This window comes from Moorena bouillonii PNG (assembly GCF_001942495.1).
Classification (GTDB): domain Bacteria; phylum Cyanobacteriota; class Cyanobacteriia; order Cyanobacteriales; family Coleofasciculaceae; genus Moorena; species Moorena bouillonii.
Genome location: NZ_MKZS01000001.1, coordinates 2,888,628 through 2,908,529, shown reverse-complemented (window position 1 = coordinate 2,908,529; position 19,902 = coordinate 2,888,628). Strand labels below are relative to the sequence as shown.

Sequence of the window (19,902 nt, the reverse complement as noted above, 5' to 3'; positions counted from 1 at the left end):
CCCTACTCCCTACTCCCTACTCCCTATTCCCTATTCCCTATTCCCTATTCCCTTTCCTATTGATATTACTGCAAACCCCACGCATTCTTTACTTCTGGGACTTTTCTAAATCGATACAGTCATTAGCTAACTGGTCAGCTTCAAGGTTTTGGGTTTTGTTAATCCAGATTAATTCGTAGAAATCCAGTTTATCAAGAAGGGTTTTGGCTCGGGTGTTAAAGGTAACTAAATTGTTGTTTTTAATCATATAATCCCCATGGAGCTGGTTAATTACTAGTTCGCAATCCCCATAGATTTTGGCTTGTTTGGCTCCCAGCTTTAGAGTCTTCTGTAGTCCAAGGATTATTCCCATATACTCACTTTGGTTCTGAGTAGTAAATCCTAAGTATTGAGAGACTGGATAAACTTCACCCTGATACTGAATTATAGCAGCACATGCCGATTGATTAGTGCGTTTTTTGCTGACACCATCGAAATGAATAATAGCAAGATTATTCGATTTATCTGTCATGATATTGTTTAGCTTGTAAGGTGGGCAAAACTAGTTTAGTTATTTTGAGTATTCTAGATAATGGAAGTTTGCCCACCCTACTGTAATTGGTATTTTTTTTACAAGCAAGTCCCTTACTGAGTAAATGCTACCTCTGTTGTATTAGCCTGCCAAATGTTTATCGTCCGATCAAATCCCCCAGTAGCCAGAAAACGTCCATCCCGACTAAAGGCAACGGATTGTACCCAATCTTGATGTCCAGTCAACCAAGCAATCTGCTGACCAGTGTTCAAGTTCCACAACCGAACCCCATCACGACTAGCACTAGCGAGGATTGTGCCATTAACTGGATTAATTGCGATCGCACGAATCTTTCCAGTATGTTTGGCCAAGGTATACTTAAGCTGCCAAGTCCGGGTATCCCAGACCTTAATCTTACCGTCATAACCACTGCTGACTAGGGTTCTACCATTAGGGGTAAAAGCTAGAGCACTAGTGATACCTTGATGAGCTCGAATAACGTAAAGCGGTTGTCCGGTGTTCAGATTCCAAATTTTAATCGTGCCATTTTTGAGTCCACTGACCAAGGTTTCGGCCTTGGGATGAAGTGCTAGGGAATAGGTTGGATGATCAAAATTTGCCAGAGTGTAAAGGGGACGTTGGTTTCTGAGGTCCCACACCCGAATACCATCCAATCCCCCAGTCACTAACACTTTACTATCTGAGGTGATAGCTAGGGAAAGCAAATTGCTTCTATGCCCTAGAAAAGTACGGGTATAGTCTCCTGTGTAGTCTTCCTGATTCCATCGCCACAAATTGACCCCACCATCCTCCCCGACACTAGCCAGAATTTTCCCATCAGCACTAAACGCCAGGTCTGCCACTGAGGTTTGGTGTACTCGCAGGCTATCAATTTCACGACCGTTTTTCAGCCACCATAATTTTAGATGGGCATCACTCCTGCTTCCCCCACTGAGTAGCACTCGCCCACTAGGACTAAATGACAGAGCATCCACAGCGGTAGAATGGGCTTCAATGGTACGCACCAATTGAGGAGTTCTCCAAGATTGAGCCTGGTATGAAGCCATTTCCGGCATAGCTGCAACCATTAGCCCCAGTCTTGGTTCCCTAGCATAGGTGCTACTGGTGACCACTGTCATGATCCCGACCACAGTTCCCAATATCGCCAACGGTGTTTTTCTCATTCTGCTTGTTCGCGTAGCGTGGCCTTTTGGCCAAGGTTAGGGCAAATCGTCTTACTTTTCACCGCGTCAGGGGGATGTTCTTGCCAACCGGAAATTATACCCAACAACTCGGACTTCAGTAGTTCCAATGCTTCTATTTGTTCGGTAATTGCCTCAATTTTGAGCAGTAGATGCTGCTTCACCGCTGCACAAGGTAACTCACCAAAATCATGAATTTTGAGGATGTCTTGAATCTCACTAAGGCTAAGTCCTAGGGATTGGGCACGTTTTATAAAAGCCAGTCGATTCAACACCTGCCTCGTAAACAGGCGATAGCCAGAAGGGGAGCGGGTTGTGACTGGCACAAGCAGACCAATTTCTTCGTAATAGCGAATGGTCTTCACGGGCAACCCGCTATGAGTAGCTACCTGACCAATTTTGAGCCATTCCTCTGATGAATTGGTGACAAGATCATTGGTAATTGGTAATTGGTAACTTACCACTAATAACTATCCTCTCCCCTCTGTTTCCCCTATTGCCTTAGGGATGAACAGTTTGATATTAGAACAGCCTGAACCTATCGAGGTGGTTGACGTCGAGGTTGTTGACGCTTGACAGCACTCAACATCGGTAATGGTGGACGGGAAGAACTGGGGGGAAGATACCGCTCCACAGGTTGCTCAGCCAGTTCAGTTTGCTGACTTTGGCTTTGCCACCAACGGACTGCTACTGCTATTGCTACCATCATCAGTCCAAAACTGAATAATGACCAGCGTCCGCCGACACCACCAATGACAGCATCCACCGCTCCGATAATCACGATGAAGCCTGAGATTGGCTCTTTACGGTAAGCTGACTTCAAGACTCGATGCCATAAAGCATTTATCACGGCTTACTACTTACTCTATTTCACTTACTTCTTTTGTAACAGAATAGGTCAAAAGTGCCCAACTAGAGCACTCACTTAGTTGGGAGACTTCACTGTTACTGAGATATATCTGATATATATAATTCTTCGACATCCCCAGAGCAACCGGGAAGTTCAAGATCAATTTTGCCAATCCTGGGAACTATGGCAACGCTTATTCTTGAAAGGGCTTACAGGAGCAGGTCAGTAGCTTAAGCGACTCTCCTACTGACCGACTCTCCCACTGACCGACTCTGGGACTAGTTCTACTGTAAGCCTAACCAGGTTAATAAGTCTTGACCAGTAAAGTATTCAATTGCCAGAGTCAAAATAAAACCAATCATGGCAGCTCTACCATTCAAGCGTTCTGCGTAATCATTAAACCCAAACTTAGGTGACTGGAGTTGAGGGACTTTAGAGGGTTGGGGTTGCGTCATAGTGAGAAAAGTTGCCAAGCTATAGTGGAGTTACTTAACTTCACTAATTTTAACATTTAGATCACATTTAGATACAGCACCAGTAAGCCAAAGAGGTAAAAGCATGGAAATCGGTGTTCCCAAAGAAACGAAAGATCAAGAATTTCGTGTGGGATTAACCCCCAGTAGTGTCAGGGTTTTACAAGAAGCGGGTCATACAGTTTTCGTTGAAACTAATGCTGGCACTGGTGCTGGCTTTACCGATGAGGACTATCAGCGTCAGGGAGCCAAAATTGTCTTAGACGCGGCTGAGGCTTGGAATCGGGAACTGGTAGTCAAAGTCAAAGAACCCCTAGCGCCAGAGTATACCTTGCTTCAAAAAGGACAGCTGTTGTTTACTTATCTACACTTAGCTGCTGACCGTGCTTTAACCGAGCAGTTGCTGCAATCGGGGGTGAATGCGATCGCATATGAAACCGTAGAACTCCCAGACCACAGCCTACCGCTGCTAACCCCAATGAGCATCATTGCTGGTCGTCTTTCCGTACAATTTGGAGCCAGATTTCTGGAGCGTCAGCAGGGGGGAAGAGGGGTGCTGTTGGGGGGTATTCCCGGAGTCAGACCAGGTAAGGTGGTAATTCTTGGTGGCGGAGTTGTCGGTACAGAAGCGGCGAAAATAGCTGTGGGGATGGGAGCGAGAGTACAGATTTTTGATATTAATGTTCAACGCTTGATTCATTTAGAAACCATCTTTGGGTCAAGAGTGGAACTCCTCTACAGCAATTCAGCAGATATTGAAGCGGCTGTTACTGATGCTGACCTGTTGATTGGGGCAGTGTTAGTTCCTGGTCGTCGTGCTCCCATTTTAGTACCCCGCTCTCTAGTCAAAAAAATGGTTAATGGCTCAGTGATTGTAGATGTTGCTGTGGATCAGGGAGGCTGTATTGAAACATTACGACCTACATCCCATACCAATCCCATTTATATCGAGGAGGGTGTGGTTCACTATGGGGTGCCTAATATGCCTGGAGCTGTTCCCTGCACATCAGCTGTGGCTCTAAACAATAGTACTTTCCCCTACGTACTCAGTCTGGCCAATCAGGGGTTGAGCGCTCTGGAAAATAATCCCGCTTTAGCCAAGGGCGTTAATGTCCAGAATCACCAGTTGGTTCATCCAGCAGTCCGAGAAGTGTTTCCCGATTTAGCTGATGGCTAAGGTTTTTTTTCTATAGCAATCCTAAATGATTGCTATAGCAATTTTCAATTAAGTAACCTACAAATTGGGTTTTAGGGAACAGGGAATAGGGAACAGGGAACAGGGAACAGATAACAGATAACAGATAACGGATAACGGATAACAGATAACGGATAACGGATAACAGGAAACAGGGAAAAAATCCTGTGTAACTCATTCCCCTATATAGTAATACCTGCAGGAATTGTGAGAATTTTTCTTCTAAAGTTCCCGACTCCCGATTCCCGACTCCCGACTCCCGACTCCCGACTCCCGACTCCCTTTGCCATAACTTTTTCTTGCTAAAGTCTTGAGAAAATGTTTTAATAGACATATCAGGTATTATCCGCTATATCAAGCAAAAATGTTAAGATTTTCTTAAAAAAAGAATTAGCGAGTGTTACCAATTACATGTCTTAGGAGCTTTTTAAGGTGATGCGTGATCAGGTGTTGACCTGGTTAGCAGATAATGTACCGTCTTCTCGGCTACAGCATATATTGCGGGTTGAACAGATGTCTGTTGAACTCGCTGAGCTTCATCATCTCAATGCTCAGCAGGCAGGTCAAGCAGGGTTGTTGCACGACCTAGCCAAATGCTTTAAGCCTGAGCGCTTGTTGCAAATGGCTAGAGATAACGGCATAGAAGTCGATCCAGTCTGTGAAGCCGCGCCTCACTTATTGCATGCAGATGTCAGTGCTATTGTTGCCCAAGAGCAGTTTGGAGTCAAAGATGAAGCAGTATTGGAAGCGATCGCTCTCCATACGTTAGGGCGTGAGGGTATGACCCCCCTCAGTTGTGTGGTGTTTATTGCTGATACTATTGAGCCAGGTCGTGGTGATACACCGGATTTACTTGCCTTACGAAATCTCTCTAAGCAAGATCTATACAAAACTGTTTGGTTAGCCTGTGACTACTCTTTAAAATTCCTGCTAGAGAGTCCTCGTCCCATTCACCAACGTATGATATTGACTCGAAACTGGGCTCAACAGATGTCCAGGAAGACAACAGCTAAAAGAGAGAGTAAGACAGATTGTGTAAATGCCTAAAGTCCCCCGTTCCTATCTTTCAGGAATGTTTCGTCAACAGCAGTGTGAGTGTCAAATGAAGAAGCAAAGAAAAGAAATGAAAAGAATTGTACAGCAAGTGATTAAGCACAAGAAAACTTAATTACTATTAGAACAGATTGTTTTGTAAAGCGAGGAATTAAACGCTTAATGAGAGATCAAAATAATAAGCCCTCCACCTTAGTAACCCCTGATACCGAACACCAGGATGCTAGCTATGGGTTAGCATTAACCGTTGCTCAAGCAGCAGATGACCGCAAGGGTGCAGATATTGTGATTTTGTCGGTCTCAGAGGTATCGTACATCACAGATTACTTTGTAATTGTAACCGGGTTTTCTAGGGTACAGGTCAGGGCAATCTCTCAGTCGATTGAACAGCAAGTAGAAGAGGCATGGAACCGTTTACCTGTGCGAACAGCAGGAAAAGCAGAGGGAATCTGGATACTTCAAGATTACGGTGACGTGATTGTCCATATCTTGCTGCCTGAAGAACGGAAATTCTATAATCTCGAAGCATTCTGGGGCCATGCGGAGCAGATTGAGTTTCAGGCATCCTAATTGCAGCACTCACAAAAGAATAATCATGAAATCTCCCGTTTATGTATGTCCTGTTCCAGAAGAGCAGCAACCCATAAATGAATACCAAGAACTAAAAGAATCTTGGTTTTTTAACTGGGTAAGGCTGAAACTACCAAATTATGTGATCAAGCTGACTTGGGTTTGGGGGTTGAGCTGGCTGGTTTCAGGGCCGATAGCAGCAGTCAGTTTTCCACCGCAAAAAGCGATAATCAAGTTTCTGCTCTGTGGCGGGGCAGGAGCAAGTATCTTCTTGATTTTAAGTTTGCTGCGGCTATACCTAGGTTGGTTCTATGTACGCGATCGCTTGATCAGAGAAACCATAGTCTACGAGGAGTCAGGCTGGTATGACGGTCAAACCTGGACAAAAACTCCAGAAATTTTGGCTCGCGATCGCTTAATTGTTTCTTATGAACTCCAACCAATTTTGCGACGTTTACACTGGACGTTCGGATTTTTGATTATAGTCGTGATTGGTGGCAACATCATTTGGCGTGTGTTATCAGCCACCTAGCTCGATTGCTCCAACTAAGCTATAGGGTAGCTTTAAGTCTAATCCATGACCAGGGGAAAACGTACTAAAACACGAGCCTTAGAAGTCCGTTTACTACGGGAAGGCATTATCGAATCAGTTCATTCAGCTCAAGCGGTTGTGTGTGATGACCGGGGGCGGATGTTATATGTTGCAGGTAACCCAGAAACCTCAACATTCATTCGCTCTGCACTCAAACCTTTCCAAGCGTTAGCGGTGACTACCACAGGTTCCATTGAGCGTTACAATCTCACCGACCGAGACTTGGCTATTATGTGTGGTTCCCATCACAGCACGATGGAGCAGGTAAGGCAGGTCTTTAATATTCTTTGGCGCTGTGATGTTGACCCATCAGCACTACAGTGTCCCATTCCCCCAGGCAAGGAAAGTTCACTGCAACATAACTGTTCCGGTAAACATGCTGGAATGTTGGCTGTTTGTCAACAAAGGCAGTGGCTAATCAAGAGCTATTTGGAGTATAATCATCCCGTGCAAATGTTAATCTTAAGCCAAGTAGCGGAGCTGCTACAGATGCCGAAGCAAGAGTTAATTCTTGCTCACGACGACTGTGGCGCTCCGACTTATTTTTTGCAACTACGGCAAATGGCATTATTGTACGCTCTGCTCTCTTCTGGTAATAATCTGGCCATGGAGCGTATTGTCCGCGCCATGATCAGTCATCCCCAGATGGTGTCCGGGGATGGGGGATTTGATACAGAACTGATGCGATTATCCGAAGGGGAACTGGTCAGTAAATCGGGAGCACAAGGGGTTCAATGTATCGGTCGCGTTGGGCAGAATATGGGTCTAGCCATTAAAGTCCTCGATGGAGGCAAATCACCTAAGTATGCTGCAGCCATTGCCCTACTTAAGCAAATGGCTTGGATTACTCCTTCCGTGGCAGACACCTTGGAGTCGATGTTTATTAACCTCAGTAAATACAAGCGTTTAGAAGTGGTTGGGGAATTATCTATGCCTTAGTTGGGAATAGGGTGTGGGGAATAGGGTGTAGGGTGTGGGGTATAGGAATAGGGTGTAGGGTGTGGGGTATGGGGTGTGGGGTATTAGAACATGTACCATTATTGCCCTTGAAAATTATCATTCCCCTGTCAGGGAGTGTGGAGCTCGGGCACTGGGAGTATGGAGTAGCTATATACATACATCCAGAAATGATTGCCTTAGTTCCAAAAAAGTTTTCCAATCACTCCACACCCTACACCCCACACCCTACTCCCGATTCCCGATTCCCAATTCCCGATTCCCGATTCCCGATTCCCGACTCCCGACTCCCTACACCCCACACCCCACACCCCACACCCTACTCCCAGAGCGCTGATAGAATTAATTTCAGAAATTTCCCATTTCCCCTTGCCACTTTTCGAAAATAGGTGTTATAGTAAAAAAGACGACGCGGGATAGAGCAGCCTGGTAGCTCGTCGGGCTCAACAATCAAGTTAGCTAGACGCTTAATAGCGAGCTTGAGCATGGGCGGCACGAAGATAAATCTCCGTGTGTTTACCTGTCAAATTCGGGGAAGCCTGTAGCGAGGTAATCCCGAGCCAAGCTCCCAAAAGGAGAAGGTGTAGAGACTGGTTAGGCAGGCACCCTAACGTATAAGGCGAGGGTGAAGGGACAGTCCAGACCACAAACTGGAAGATCCAGGCAACGAAAGTTGTAGTTGGTACGCATAACCCGAAGGTCGGTGGTTCAAATCCGCCTCCCGCCACCAAATAGAATATCATGAAGCCCTGCAAGGTTATGTCTTTGCAGGGTTTTGTGATTTTAGGGAATCGGGAAAAGAATGAATAGCAGTAGAGTGGGCATCCTGCCTGCCGGATCAATACCAGTAGAGTGGGCATCCTGCCCGCCCGGGAATTTTAACTGGCAAGATGCCCATTCCAGCTTAGCCATCTAATCTTACTCACTACTGGCTCGATTACCATAGTATTTATATCCCTAAACTAATAAACAATGCCCCAAGTAGAACTACTAAAAATCTTCCTCGCTTCCCCTAGCGATGTGAGTAGGGAGCGGAAGTATTTAGAAGAAGTAGTTGAGGAAATTAACCGTACTACTGCTCTGAGTAAAGGTGTTAGGTTAGAAGTAGTACGTTCGGAAAAGAATGCTTATCCGAGTTTTGGTCAGGCTGGGCAAGCTGCTCTTAACTCTCAGATTGGCAATATGGAAGGGTATGAGCTATTTGTGGGCATTATGTGGAATCGTTTGGGCACTCCCACACCCCGTGCCGAGTCTGGAACTGTCGAAGAATACGAACGAGCAGTTGCAGCTTTTGAGCAAGATGGTAAGCCTGATATCTGGTTTTATTTTCGAGAGGCAGCAGCTAGCCTCAACAGCGAGTCGGAACTGGAACAGCGAATGAAGGTACTAGCTTTTAAGAAAAAAGTTCAAAGTAAGGCGCTGACTCATGATTACAAAAAGCCTATAGATTTTCGCAATAGGTTTCGTCAAGGTTTATCCTTGTGGTTAAGTAGGTGGGAGAAAACAGAAGACACTCAAAAAAAAACTAATCTGAATCCTTTCCAGAGCAATACTCAGAGCATAATTAATGACAAAGTTAAAGATTTTGTAGGAAGGGAATTTGTTTTTGAGGCTATTGATAACTTCTTTTCCACTGAGTCTAATGGTTATTTCACGATTGAAGCTGACCCTGGAGTAGGGAAAAGTGCTATTTTAGCCAAGTATGTTCAACAAAACGATTGCCTAGTCCATTTCAACGTGCGATCCCTAAGTAAGAATCGCACTTCCCAATTCCTGGAAAATATTTGCACCCAGCTTATTGAACGCTACAATCTCTCCTACAAATCTTTGCCACCGGATGCGACACGAGATGGCAATTTTCTAGGACATTTGCTCAACGAAGTTAGTAGTACGCTTGAGGGAGAGGAGAAAGTGGTAATTGCTGTTGATGCTTTGGATGAAGTAGATTTAGCTAGTCAAGATGCTGGTGCTAATATCCTCTATCTCCCTCCCTATCTACCTGATGGAGTTTATTTCCTTCTAACGCGGCGACGAGTAACTTTACCTTTTGTGGTTCATACTCCCCAGAAGTTGTTTAATCTGATGGAGTATTTTGACGAAAGTCTGCAAGATGTAGAGGAATATATTCGCAGGGCTACTAGGCGGAAAAAGTTGCTGCTTTGGATTAAGGAACGAGAGCTAACAACTGAGGAATTTACTGAGCAGCTACTAGCCAAAAGTGAAAACAATTTCATGTACCTGCGCTACGTCTTGCCACAAATTGAAAAGGGGTTATACCATGACTTGAGTCTTGAGAGTTTGCCTACAGGTTTACAAGGTTACTACGAAAACCACTGGGTACGTATGGGAATGACTGCTAAGCCTTTACCTCGTACTAAACTGAAAATTGTTTACGTCCTGGGCGAAACGCATCAGCCTGTTTCCCTCCGCCTTATCTCTGAATATGCTAACGAGGAGCAATTGACGGTGCAGGATGTGATTGATGAATGGGAGCAGTTTTTGCACGAACAGCCTATAGATAAACAAACTTGCTACAGTATTTATCATGCCAGTTTCCAGGATTTTCTCCATCGTAAAGATATTGTGCAAGCGGCTAGCGTAGATATTGAGGATATTAATCGTATGATTGCCGATCACCTGTGGGAGGGTTTGTTTGGGGATGAATGATTCAAATGTGTGTATTCTTCATTTGAGTGACTTGCATATGCGGTCTGATTCTGACCCAGAGTCAATGAGAGAGCCGCTTATTACCGATATCCTTGACTCGGAAGATGGTTTGGGGTTAGAGCAGCTAGACTATCTAGTTGTTTCTGGAGACTTGACTAACCGAGCTACGCCTCAAGAATTTGAGCAGGCGAGACAGTTAATCTCCGGCTTAATGGAACGGTTTGATTTAACAGCAGAGCGTTGCATTATTGTTCCTGGTAATCACGATTTAAGCTGGGATGAAGAGGTATATGAATGGAAGAAAAAGCGTTTGGTCGAGCCAAACAAATTACAAGAAGGAACTTATGTGGAGCAAGGCGATGGTTTCTTGCTCCGAGTTGAAGAGCGATATCCCCAACGTTTTAAGAATTTTTCGGAATGCTTTTATCAACCACTTCTAGGTAAAGAATATCCCCTGGAATTTAAGCAGCAGTGCCTCCCATTTCTGTTTCCTGACACAAGAATTCAATTCTTAGCCATGAACTCTTGCTCCGAAATTGATGAATACTTTCGAGAGCGATCAAACATTCGCCAAGAAGCATTGACGCAAGGGTTAAAAGTAGCTAATCGACAGATACAACAAGCAAAACGAGAAGAACATTTTTCTAAGGAAGCAGGCAGCATTTTGCGCATTGCAGTTTGGCATCATCCCATAACTGGAAACGAAAAAATAGCCAAGGATGCTTTTCTGGAACGTTTGCAAAAAGCTGATTTTCAATTGTGCCTCCACGGACATATCCATGAAGAGCGCACAGACATTATTGGCTATTTACATCCAACTCGAAAAATATATGTGGCTGGAGCAGGTTCCTTTGGTGCTCGAACCAAAGCCCGTCCTGAATCAAAACCTCGTTTCTATAACCTTTTAGAAGTAAAGCCAGACCATAGTAAAATCCGAGTCCACACGCGATGTTTACGTAAGGACGGAGGAGCTTGGACAGGTTGGTATGTCTGGCATAAAAAAAATTCTAGAAGTCGAGAGGCTTACTATGAGATTAATTTGCAAAAAAAAACCATCTAGGAAATTTCCCTCTAGTTTCATCAGGTGAAACTAAACAACAAGAAGGCAAGCAGGCACTCAAATTGACACGGTACTTTGGTTCTGTAATTACGGATAAAACTAAAGGATTTGTTGGAAGGGAATATGTTTTTTATGCAATTAATGAATTTTTAGCCAACAATTCCAAGGGATATTTTACGATTGAAGCAGATCCTGGTGTTGGGAAGAGTGCCATTATCGCTAAGTATGCCCAAAATACCGGATGTATTGCCTATTTCAATTTGCGCTCTGGTGGTGTTAACAAAGCCAAGGAATTCTTAGAAAATATTTGCCTGGAATTGATTCAACGCTACGAACTGAATCAAAGTTTGCCCCCCAATGCGACTCAAAATAATTATTTCCTCAGATCACTTCTACAGCAAGCTAGTGATCGTTCTGTAAATTCTGAACCGGTTGTTATTGCTGTTGATGCTTTAGACGAAGTGGATATAAGTAGCCAAGCTAGTGGAGATAATATCCTTTACTTGCCAAAGCATTTGCCTGAAAAAGTCTTTTTCATCCTGGGGCGGCGTAAGGTGAAACTGCTGTTGGAGCTTGACCCAATGACTCCTTGGCAGTCTTTTGATTTAATGGCATACCGCGACCAGAGTTTGAAAGATGTGAAAACTTATATTAATAATCGGGTTGCTGAAAGTAAACTGATAAGGAACTGGATTACTGCTCAGGAGCTAACAGTAGAAGAATTTATTGAGCAGTTATCTTTCAAAAGCGAATATAACTTTATGTATTTATGTTATGTATTAAGGGATATTGAGCAGAGAGACCGACAGGACTTTAGCTTAGAAAGCTTACCTCAAGGCTTAGAAGATTACTATGAAAAACACTGGGAGCTTATGGGACTGAATGCCAAGCCACAACCACAAGACAAAATACAAATTGTCAGTATCTTAGCCAGTGTTAACCAGCCAGTTTCATGCAGCTTAATAGCTCAATTAGCTGCTGTGGATGTGTGGATAGTCCTAGAAATTATTAAAGAATGGAAGCAGTTTTTACAGAAACAGCACTTCAACAAGCAACAATGCTACACCATATATCACAATAGCTTCAGAGATTTTCTTAACAGTAAAGATGAAGTTAGGATAGCAAGAGGGGAGGCTGTTTATAAATGAGGAATCTAGCCACAAGATTAGCAGAAATGCCTGCTGACCAGAGGCGAGCTACTTTAGGAAGTCTACCAACTCATCTGGCTAAGGCAGCTAGGGCAGAAAAATTGCACTTTTTGCTCACCAACTTTGATTTCATGGAAGCCAAAATTTTTTATTTAGCACCAGAGCAACTGATAAAAGATTACGATATTGCCCTATATAAAAACCTATCGCTTCCTGAGTCGCAAGTTGAAAGTCTCAAATTAATTCAAAGCGCAATTCGTTTATCAGCACATGTACTAGAGAAATACAAAAGTCAACTATCCGGGCAGTTATTGGGACGTTTATTGACCTTCCCTCAACCAGATATTCAGTCAATGCTCAAGCAGGCTAAATCTCAGGATACTACTTCTTGGCTGCGACCCTTAACACCTAGCCTAACACCACCAGGTGGCTCGTTAGTGCGGACTCTAAGTGGTCATCAAGACGAAATTTGGGCAATAGCAGTAACTCCAGATGGGCGACATGCTCTCTGTGGTTCAAGTGATGGTACGGTCAAGTTATGGGACTTAGGAAGTGGTATAGAACTACTGACCCTGACTAGTCATCAAGGTTGGGTCAATACCATAGCGGTAACTCCAGATGGGCAATATGCTGTCTTTGGTTCGCGGGGTAGTACGCTCGAATTATGGGACTTAAGAAGAGGTACTGAACTAGTTACATTAAATGGTCATAGTAAGCAAGTTAACGCTGTAGCAGTAATACCAGATTGGAAACGTGCCATTTCTGGCTCAGCAGATGGCACTCTCAAATTATGGGATTTAGAAATTGGTATAGAACTACTGACCCTGATTGGTCATAAAAATATGGTCAAGGCAGTGGCAGTAACACCAGATGGCAAGAAGGCAATCTCTGGCTCAGCAGATGGCACTCTCAAATTATGGGACTTAAAAAGTGGTGAAGAACTAAATACTCTAACAGGTCATCAAGGTTGGGTTAACGCTGTAGCTGTAACCGCAAATGGCAAGGAAGCAATTTCCGGCTCAGCAGATGGCACTCTCAAATTATGGGATTTAAGAAGTGGCGCAGAATTGCTTACCTTGACTGGTCATCAAAGTTGGGTTAATGCTGTAGCTGTAACCGCAGATGGTAAGGAAGCAATCTCTGGTTCAGCAGATGGCACTCTGAAGGTATGGGATTTAGAAAGTGCTACAGAAGTTAAGACTATAAACACTCGCACAAATTGGGTAACAGCGATCGCAACTCTTCCCAGTGGCAGGATGGCCATCTCTGGTTCCTTAGATGGCACTATTAAGATGTGGGACTTGAGTAAGGGTGATGAACAAAATACTCTTACTGGTCATACCAAGCAAGTTAATTCCGTCGCTGTGACAACCAATGGAAGTTTTGTTATTTCCGGCTCCCAAGACTTTAACCTCAAACTGTGGGACTTAGCTAGTGGTAATTTAGAACATACCTTAACAGGCAATACCAGTGAGGTAACTGCCGTAGCAATTACAGCAGATGGGCAGTGGGCTATCTCAGGATTTGGAGATGGTACGCTCAAATTATGGGATTTGACCGACCGCACTGTAAGTTTTAGTTTAAGTGGTCATACCAGTACGGTAACAGCGATAGCTGTGGCAGAAAGGGGACAAAAAGTTGTTTCTGTTTCTGTTTCTGAGTCTATCCTGAAAGTTTGGAATTTGGAGCAGGGAACCTTACAACCTGCTCTGAGTATTCAGACTAATTCAGTGCAAACAGTTGCCATAACCAAGGATGGGCAATGGTCTTTCTTAGGTTGTGAAGACGGTTCGCTGAAACTGTGGGATTTAAGTAAAAATTACCAAGTTTATAGTCAGCAGGGCCATATTGATAGAGTTTTGGCAGTAGCAGTAACTCCCGATGGGCAAAGGGCATTATCTGGAGGAGAAGATGCCAAACTTAAGCTGTGGGATTTAGCTACTGGCAAAGAGCTTAAAACTCTAATTGGTCATAGGGAGTGGATTAATGCAGTAGCACTAACTCCAGATGGACGGCGTGCTGTCTCTGTTTCTAATGATAATACTCTCAAGGTTTGGGATTTGGAAAGTGGGGCAGTTATTGCTGATTTCATAGGCGAAAGTGTTTTGCTCTGCTGTGCTGTTACACCTGATGGAGTGACAATTGTAGCAGGGGAAGCATCAGGAAGATTGCATTTTCTTCGTTTAGAGGGGGTTAAAGATGAGTAATTTAGCTAATGACCCAAGACCAACTTGATATGGTAGATACATAGCAATAATTATGGGCAAAATTCCGATAGTGGAGGATTAAATAGTGGTTAAGTTGCGGCGACCGATCTTAGTTGGGGGAATCGTTCTATCTTTTGGTTTATGGCTAGCCCAGAGTGCCTACGACTCAGTGATGGAACTGGGTGAGTATACCTTTTGGGGAGCGATCGCATTTGGGACTGGATTCTGGTTTCTGCAGCAGCGGAGGTCACAAAACCAGGAATCTTTGCCCCCATCAACCCCAGTAGACCTGGCAGCCGTGGAAAACACCATCGCATTCACCGAAACTATCATTACTCAGCTCGATCAAGAACCCGAGGCACAGGATGCCAGTGCTAGACTGCGAGAGCAAGTTGCCCAGCTCAAGACTGAGCTAGACCGCAAGGAGATTACAATAGCAGTGACTGGGGATAAGGGTGTTGGGAAAACCGCTTTGATTAAAGCTCTCGAAACCATCTATAGTAACTCTCAACCATGGCCTGACCTGTCTGTGCAGTTCGAAGAAACACCAGGCTTGTTTACCGTCAAGGATAGTGGTATGGAAGCAGAAACCACCGCTATGGACATCGCCCTGGGCTCCGATTTAGTCTTATTTGTCACCGCTGGTGATTTGACCGACAGCGAGTTACAAGCCTTGCAGCAATTGAGTGCTCCCCACCAGCGCTCCATCCTAGTACTCAATAAGCAAGACCAGTATTTATCTACACAACGGGCTACGGTTTTGCAAACCTTACGGCAGCGAGTGGTAGGACGATTAGACCCAGAAGATGTAGTAGCGATCGCATCTAACCCAGCTCCGGTGAAAGTGCGTCAACATCAGCCAGATGCTTCGGTCAAAGAGTGGTTGGAACCCCAAACCCCTGACCTGACCTTGCTCAATGACCGCTTAACTCAAATCCTGACCCAAGAACAGCAACAGCTAGTGTGGGCAAGTACCATCAGAGCCATGACCAGGGTACAAGCTCAAGCCAAGCAAGAATTGAATCACCTCAGACGCGATCGCGCTTTACCAATTATTGAACAGTATCAGTGGATTGCAGCAGCTGCCGCTTTTGCTAACCCAGTGCCAGCCCTTGATTTACTGGCAACAGCAGCCATTAGCGCCCAATTAGTCACAGAACTCGGGGACATTTATCAGCAAAAATTCTCTCTCTCTCAAGCTCAGGAAGCCGCTAAAACCCTAGGTAGTTTAATGGTAAAACTAGGCTTAGTAGAGCTTTCCACTCAAGCCATTGGCAATATGCTCAAAAGCCATGCCTTGACCTATGTCGCTGGTGGAGCAGTACAGGGCGTGAGTGCTGCTTATCTAACCCGATTAGCAGGACTAAGTTTGATTGAGTATTTCCAAGAACAAGAGCAAACCGAAACTAGTCCTAACCCGCAACAGTTCAATCCCGAGCAACTCACCCAGAAACTCAAACAGGTATTCCAGCAAAATCAACGGGCAGCATTCATGCAAGGTTTTGTCAAGCAAGCAGTAGCCCATCTCATCCCAAAATCATCACAACCCCAGCCCTTGCTAAGTAAGCCTTCAGCCGTCAGCGGTCAGCTGTCAGCTTAACATAAACCTTCCGTTGCGTGCGCCGATACGCAAATGAGAGAATTTAAAGGTGCGCTTTCCGTTATTAAGTTTTTTTGTACTGGTGCAATATCTAAGTTAAACCTTAAACCAAACCACCAAACAACCTTCTAAGCAAACAACCAAACAACCTTCAACCTTAAACCAAACCACCAAACAACCTTAAACCAAACCACCAAACAACCTTAAACCAAACCACCAAACAACCTTAAACCAAACCACCAAACAACCTTCTAAGCAAACAACCTTCGGGTGCATCTCATTTGTGCTGTTTGACCCGGTGGTGCGTTACGGGACGGGCTGTCTCAACACTGAGAAAGAGCTGGAAAATCAGGGCGAGCCCTTGGGTGGTGCGTTACGAGGCGGACTATTCCAAAACTGGCGGTGCGTTACGGGACGGGCTATCTCAACACTGACTACGAGGTGGAAAATCAGGACGAGCCCCTCCCTAACGCACCCTACGCACTAACCTTGGCCTTTGGCCACGCTACGCGAACAACCTTCAACCTCCTAACCTCCTAACCTCCTAACCTCCTAACCTTCAACCTTCAAACCTTCAACCTTCAACCTTAAACCTTAAACCTTCTAACCTTCCAATCCCATTGGTTAAACAACGACTCGACAAATTATTAGTAGACCTTAACCTGTGTGAATCCCGACAGCGAGCTCAGGTGCTGATTCGTGCCGGTGAAGTCATGGTAGATGGACAAATATTAGATAAGCCAGGAACTGAAATTAAGACCACCGCTCAGATTCAGGTCAAAGAGAAACCCCCTTTTGTATCCAGAGGAGGGCAAAAACTTGCCAAAGCCTTGGAGGTATTTAGGATTTCAGTAAACGGACGCATTTGCCTAGATGGTGGCATTTCCACCGGTGGGTTCACCGACTGCTTGCTAAAAGCTGGAGCAAAACAGGTTTATGGTGTTGATGTGGGATATGGACAAGTTGCCTGGAGTCTGCGCAATGACCAGCGAGTGGTGTTGAAAGAACGTACCAACTTACGCTATCTTCAGCCAGCCGACTTGTACGGTGTTTCACCAGTCCCGAATCAGAATCAAGTCTATGCTGATTTAGGCGTAGTGGATGTCTCCTTTATTTCCTTAACCAAAATTATTCCTGCTCTGTGGCAACTGCTATCCCCTCCCCGTGAGGTAGTGTTGCTAGTCAAGCCTCAGTTTGAAGTTGGTCGTGACCGTGTCGGGAAAAAGGGAGTAGTCAGGGACCCCAATCACCGTGCGGATGCGATCGCAAACGTTCTAGAATCCGCCAAACAGCTAGGTTGGCAGTACAAAGGATTAATATCCTCCCCCATTACTGGCCCCGCCGGAAATATCGAGTACTTACTTTGGCTAGCCATGGATAGTGTATTATCCTATCCCGATTTAGCAGCAATTAGAGAGATTACCAGCAAAATTAAGAATTTAGAATGAAGAATGAAGAATGAAGAATTTAGAATGAAGAATTTAGAATGAAGAATTTAGAATGAAGAATGGTTAAGGGTTAAAGCAGAATTCCCAATTCTACATTCTTATAGCGTTTCTCATAGCTATCAGGTACACAATATTTTTCACCTATTGCTAGCATGCCTATTGCCTATTGACTCTTATCTGCTCCCTGCTCCCTGCTCCCTGCTCCCTGCTCCCTAAAACCCAGACATTTGTACCTCAAAAGTCGTAGAATTTCTATAATTCAAAACTGAGACAACTGAGACAAAAACTGAGATATTTTGCGATTGTCTGGCCATTATGATGACAATTGCAGAGTGTATTGGAGTAACTTATTAATGTTACACACCATTATTCCAGCAGGACAAACCCACCAAGCAGTTCCCGTTATTCGCAGAGGTTCCGGAAGGCAAGGGGATGCAGGGTATACTGCGCCCCATTCCCCATTTCCCATTTCTCCTTCCCTATTTCCTAAGGATAGTTTTAGATTAGACAGTTTTAAATTAGACCCCAGCCCACCACAGCGACTAAAACCGAGTGAAACATCTAGTGAAAGAGTGGTACAACTAAAGCGGTGGTTAGAGGATTGTTTTGATCCGGGTTGGGACAACGTGGAGACTATCTTAGAGCAATACCCAGAGCGAAATTTCAGTTTTAGAAGTGACTCCTTTCACCAAGCGATGCAGCGCGGTCTTGGGGGAAACCCCCATGAGCGACTGCATCAAGAAGCTAGTACCAAATTCCATACTACAGCAGGAGTTAAAAGAGGTAAGCTACTCGGTACTGAGATCGGCTGGGGTGATCAGCAAGTAGCTTTATTAGTGGAGCTACATCGGACAGAATCACCCAAAATGAATCTATCCATTGACCTGTATCCCGCTGGTGGTCAAGACCTTCTCCCCAAAGGTTTACAAATTATGGTGCTAGATGAAGAAGGAATTGTGGTGATTCAAGTCCAAGCCAGAGAGACAGAAAATCTTAAGTTGCAAGTGAGTGGCGAAGCAGGAGAATATTTTAGCATTAAGTTGGTTTGGAATGATATCAGTATTACAGAAAATTTCTTAATCTGATTGCTTACAAAGAATGAAGAATGAAGAATGAAGAATGAAGAATGAAGAATGAAGAATGAAGAATGAAAAATGAAAAATGAAAAAAAATCCAATTCTAAATTCTAAATTATTAATTCTTCATTCTTCATTCACCATCCCAATAATTTAGGAAATTTTCATGTCCCACTTTCCTCAGAACTTTGTTCACCAGAAGCTAGCTGCTGATTAACCACAACCATAAACTCCTCTACAGAAGCAATGGTAATTGCCTGTCTGTGCAACATTGTCAACATCGAGTCCTCCTTAATTTGGTTGATTGTTTCCACCAACTCCCTAGGCACATCTTCAAAACGAATCCGAAGTACTTCCAGGAGCCATTCTCGACCCTTTTCCAAAAGGCCGATTTCAATCCCCTCTTGACGAGCAAGGCGTTCAAAACTAGTAACGTAACGCATACTACTCTCCTCTTCGTAACGTCTAATTTCTTCTGTAAAGCCGGTTTGCCAGCTATCGGGTAAACTAATTAGCCAATCAATTAACCGGAATAACTCTAGGATATCTTGCCTGCCATAGCCCCGTTGATACAAACGTTTTGCAACTTGTAATTTAATCTGATATCGTTGCTGAACATCTTGTTTAGTTTGCTGATTAGCCCGATGAGCTGCCACAATTACCGCGAAAGGATTGTTACTTTCCTCCAACACCTGGGACGAATAATCCAGCAGTTTAACAATCGGGAAGCGCAACAACACCTCACACCCCCAAATCGTGTAACTGTATTTATTCGGTCGCCAGGATTTGCTTTCATCAGCTAAAACAGCTAAAGCGATGCAGCGCGGTCTTGGGGGTTTCCCCCATGAGCGACTGCATCAATACACTGACTACTTGACGCCGATATTTGTCAAAAATGCGGTAGTTGTACACATAAATCCTCTCAGCAAACACGGATTCGTATTGACTTTGGACTTCCACATGAATTAATACCCAGGTTTCCTGGCCATCCCTGCGCCAAACCTTAACTAATTTGTCTGCTTCTCTAGTGCTAATTTCCCCATCCCGCGCTATTTGTTGGAATTCCTTGTCCAGAAATTCATAGCCTTTATCCCAGTCAATATTTTCCTCAATTTCGGGGAATAAAAATGCCATAAAGGGTTGGAAATATAAGGAAATTGCCTCTTTCCATGGATTATCGTAGTCTGCACGTTGATTGGTCATTATTCATGGAATAAATTAAGAATTAAGAATTAAGAATTAAGAATTAAGAATGAAAAAAAATCCAATTCTAAATTCTACATTCTAAATTCT

The 19,902-nt window shown here is 44.2% G+C and carries 23 protein-coding genes; 14 read left to right on the top strand and 9 right to left on the bottom strand.

Features of this window, described 5'->3' with window-relative positions; genetic code table 11:
• Positions 1 to 88 precede the first annotated feature (88 nt).
• From BJP37_RS11895 to BJP37_RS40955, 5 genes are all read right to left on the bottom strand, one after another.
• A complete protein-coding gene (locus BJP37_RS11895) occupies positions 89 to 511 on the bottom strand; it encodes a ribonuclease HI family protein (RefSeq protein ID WP_075899005.1) in 423 nt (140 codons plus the stop codon).
• Positions 512 to 624: 113 nt separating this feature from the next.
• A complete protein-coding gene (locus BJP37_RS11890; protein ID WP_075899003.1) occupies positions 625 to 1,695 on the bottom strand; it encodes a WD40 repeat domain-containing protein in 1,071 nt (356 codons plus the stop codon).
• Positions 1,692 to 2,177, bottom strand: coding sequence for a heavy metal-responsive transcriptional regulator (locus BJP37_RS11885; RefSeq protein ID WP_075899001.1), 486 nt, complete (start codon positions 2,175 to 2,177; stop codon positions 1,692 to 1,694). Before BJP37_RS11885 ends, BJP37_RS11890 begins: the two co-directional genes overlap by 4 nt.
• A gap of 74 nt (positions 2,178 to 2,251) precedes the next feature.
• On the bottom strand, positions 2,252 to 2,560 hold the full coding sequence (locus tag BJP37_RS11880) for a hypothetical protein (RefSeq protein ID WP_071107779.1): 309 nt from the start codon (positions 2,558 to 2,560) through the stop codon (positions 2,252 to 2,254).
• 287 nt (positions 2,561 to 2,847) lie between these two features.
• Complete coding sequence (locus tag BJP37_RS40955) at positions 2,848 to 3,018, bottom strand: CAB/ELIP/HLIP family chlorophyll-binding protein (RefSeq protein WP_168166507.1); 171 nt, start codon at positions 3,016 to 3,018, stop codon at positions 2,848 to 2,850.
• A 103-nt stretch (positions 3,019 to 3,121) separates the two neighbouring features.
• Between BJP37_RS40955 and ald the strand changes: the two genes are divergently transcribed.
• Positions 3,122 to 4,213, top strand: a complete 1,092-nt coding sequence (gene ald, locus BJP37_RS11875; protein ID WP_075898999.1) for an alanine dehydrogenase — start codon at positions 3,122 to 3,124, stop codon at positions 4,211 to 4,213.
• A gap of 10 nt (positions 4,214 to 4,223) precedes the next feature.
• On the opposite strand, the gene BJP37_RS36295 is transcribed toward ald, so the two are convergent.
• A complete protein-coding gene (locus BJP37_RS36295; RefSeq protein ID WP_143727574.1) occupies positions 4,224 to 4,409 on the bottom strand; it encodes a hypothetical protein in 186 nt (61 codons plus the stop codon).
• Between the two features lie 257 nt (positions 4,410 to 4,666).
• Between BJP37_RS36295 and yqeK the strand changes: the two genes are divergently transcribed.
• The 5 genes from yqeK (at position 4,667) to BJP37_RS39030 (ending at position 7,740) form a co-directional block, all read left to right on the top strand.
• Complete coding sequence (gene yqeK, locus BJP37_RS11865; RefSeq protein WP_070392642.1) at positions 4,667 to 5,278, top strand: bis(5'-nucleosyl)-tetraphosphatase (symmetrical) YqeK; 612 nt, start codon at positions 4,667 to 4,669, stop codon at positions 5,276 to 5,278.
• Positions 5,279 to 5,446: 168 nt separating this feature from the next.
• The gene (gene rsfS, locus BJP37_RS11860; protein ID WP_070392641.1) at positions 5,447 to 5,854 is read left to right on the top strand and encodes a ribosome silencing factor; all 408 of its coding nucleotides are present in this window, start codon (positions 5,447 to 5,449) and stop codon (positions 5,852 to 5,854) included.
• Between the two features lie 22 nt (positions 5,855 to 5,876).
• A complete protein-coding gene (locus BJP37_RS11855; protein ID WP_070396636.1) occupies positions 5,877 to 6,386 on the top strand; it encodes a CGLD27 family protein in 510 nt (169 codons plus the stop codon).
• Between the two features lie 45 nt (positions 6,387 to 6,431).
• A complete protein-coding gene (locus tag BJP37_RS11850; protein WP_075898995.1) occupies positions 6,432 to 7,385 on the top strand; it encodes an asparaginase in 954 nt (317 codons plus the stop codon).
• Positions 7,386 to 7,446: 61 nt separating this feature from the next.
• Entirely contained in the window at positions 7,447 to 7,740 is a 294-nt protein-coding gene (locus BJP37_RS39030) for a hypothetical protein (protein ID WP_158069544.1), read from the top strand.
• 446 nt (positions 7,741 to 8,186) lie between these two features.
• Here BJP37_RS39030 and BJP37_RS43495 read toward each other — a convergent pair whose 3' ends face one another.
• A complete protein-coding gene (locus BJP37_RS43495) occupies positions 8,187 to 8,315 on the bottom strand; it encodes a hypothetical protein (RefSeq protein WP_269086990.1) in 129 nt (42 codons plus the stop codon).
• 60 nt (positions 8,316 to 8,375) lie between these two features.
• On the opposite strand from BJP37_RS43495, the gene BJP37_RS11845 reads away from it, so the two are divergent.
• The 8 genes from BJP37_RS11845 (at position 8,376) to BJP37_RS11815 (ending at position 18,618) form a co-directional block, all read left to right on the top strand.
• Entirely contained in the window at positions 8,376 to 10,070 is a 1,695-nt protein-coding gene (locus BJP37_RS11845) for a DUF4062 domain-containing protein (RefSeq protein ID WP_075898993.1), read from the top strand.
• Complete coding sequence (locus tag BJP37_RS11840) at positions 10,063 to 11,130, top strand: metallophosphoesterase family protein (RefSeq protein ID WP_081431148.1); 1,068 nt, start codon at positions 10,063 to 10,065, stop codon at positions 11,128 to 11,130. The genes BJP37_RS11845 and BJP37_RS11840 overlap by 8 nt, the downstream gene beginning before the upstream one ends.
• 62 nt (positions 11,131 to 11,192) lie before the next feature.
• Positions 11,193 to 12,278, top strand: coding sequence for a P-loop domain-containing protein (locus BJP37_RS11835; RefSeq protein WP_075898989.1), 1,086 nt, complete (start codon positions 11,193 to 11,195; stop codon positions 12,276 to 12,278).
• The gene (locus tag BJP37_RS11830; protein ID WP_075898987.1) at positions 12,275 to 14,485 is read left to right on the top strand and encodes a beta-propeller domain-containing protein; all 2,211 of its coding nucleotides are present in this window, start codon (positions 12,275 to 12,277) and stop codon (positions 14,483 to 14,485) included. The genes BJP37_RS11835 and BJP37_RS11830 overlap by 4 nt, the downstream gene beginning before the upstream one ends.
• Before the next feature lie 85 nt (positions 14,486 to 14,570).
• A complete protein-coding gene (locus tag BJP37_RS11825; protein WP_330359426.1) occupies positions 14,571 to 16,085 on the top strand; it encodes a YcjF family protein in 1,515 nt (504 codons plus the stop codon).
• 402 nt (positions 16,086 to 16,487) lie between these two features.
• Positions 16,488 to 16,625, top strand: a complete 138-nt coding sequence (locus tag BJP37_RS39025) for a hypothetical protein (protein WP_158069543.1) — start codon at positions 16,488 to 16,490, stop codon at positions 16,623 to 16,625.
• Positions 16,626 to 16,705: 80 nt separating this feature from the next.
• A complete protein-coding gene (locus BJP37_RS11820) occupies positions 16,706 to 17,533 on the top strand; it encodes a TlyA family RNA methyltransferase (protein ID WP_075898983.1) in 828 nt (275 codons plus the stop codon).
• A 353-nt stretch (positions 17,534 to 17,886) separates the two neighbouring features.
• Positions 17,887 to 18,618, top strand: a complete 732-nt coding sequence (locus BJP37_RS11815) for a DUF1822 family protein (RefSeq protein ID WP_075898981.1) — start codon at positions 17,887 to 17,889, stop codon at positions 18,616 to 18,618.
• Between the two features lie 155 nt (positions 18,619 to 18,773).
• Here the strand turns inward: BJP37_RS11815 and BJP37_RS42415 are convergent, their stop codons facing one another.
• On the bottom strand, positions 18,774 to 19,343 hold the full coding sequence (locus tag BJP37_RS42415) for a hypothetical protein (RefSeq protein ID WP_229415279.1): 570 nt from the start codon (positions 19,341 to 19,343) through the stop codon (positions 18,774 to 18,776).
• A gap of 61 nt (positions 19,344 to 19,404) precedes the next feature.
• Entirely contained in the window at positions 19,405 to 19,812 is a 408-nt protein-coding gene (locus tag BJP37_RS42410) for an RpnC/YadD family protein (protein ID WP_229415278.1), read from the bottom strand.
• Positions 19,813 to 19,902: the final 90 nt, after the last annotated feature.

Bases quoted from the DNA above. Each gene is read 5' to 3' on its own strand.
- BJP37_RS11895 (WP_075899005.1), bottom strand. From the start codon at position 511: ATGACAGATAAATCGAATAATCTTGCTATTATTCATTTCGATGGTGTC.
- BJP37_RS11890 (WP_075899003.1), bottom strand. From the start codon at position 1,695: ATGAGAAAAACACCGTTGGCGATATTGGGAACTGTGGTCGGGATCATG.
- BJP37_RS40955 (WP_168166507.1), bottom strand. From the start codon at position 3,018: ATGACGCAACCCCAACCCTCTAAAGTCCCTCAACTCCAGTCACCTAAG.
- ald (WP_075898999.1), top strand. From the start codon at position 3,122: ATGGAAATCGGTGTTCCCAAAGAAACGAAAGATCAAGAATTTCGTGTG.
- BJP37_RS36295 (WP_143727574.1), bottom strand. From the start codon at position 4,409: ATGAGTTACACAGGATTTTTTCCCTGTTTCCTGTTATCCGTTATCCGT.
- yqeK (WP_070392642.1), top strand. From the start codon at position 4,667: ATGCGTGATCAGGTGTTGACCTGGTTAGCAGATAATGTACCGTCTTCT.
- rsfS (WP_070392641.1), top strand. From the start codon at position 5,447: ATGAGAGATCAAAATAATAAGCCCTCCACCTTAGTAACCCCTGATACC.
- BJP37_RS11850 (WP_075898995.1), top strand. From the start codon at position 6,432: ATGACCAGGGGAAAACGTACTAAAACACGAGCCTTAGAAGTCCGTTTA.
- BJP37_RS43495 (WP_269086990.1), bottom strand. From the start codon at position 8,315: ATGGCTAAGCTGGAATGGGCATCTTGCCAGTTAAAATTCCCGGGCGGG.
- BJP37_RS11845 (WP_075898993.1), top strand. From the start codon at position 8,376: ATGCCCCAAGTAGAACTACTAAAAATCTTCCTCGCTTCCCCTAGCGAT.
- BJP37_RS11840 (WP_081431148.1), top strand. From the start codon at position 10,063: ATGAATGATTCAAATGTGTGTATTCTTCATTTGAGTGACTTGCATATG.
- BJP37_RS11830 (WP_075898987.1), top strand. From the start codon at position 12,275: ATGAGGAATCTAGCCACAAGATTAGCAGAAATGCCTGCTGACCAGAGG.
- BJP37_RS11815 (WP_075898981.1), top strand. From the start codon at position 17,887: ATGTTACACACCATTATTCCAGCAGGACAAACCCACCAAGCAGTTCCC.
- BJP37_RS42410 (WP_229415278.1), bottom strand. From the start codon at position 19,812: ATGACCAATCAACGTGCAGACTACGATAATCCATGGAAAGAGGCAATT.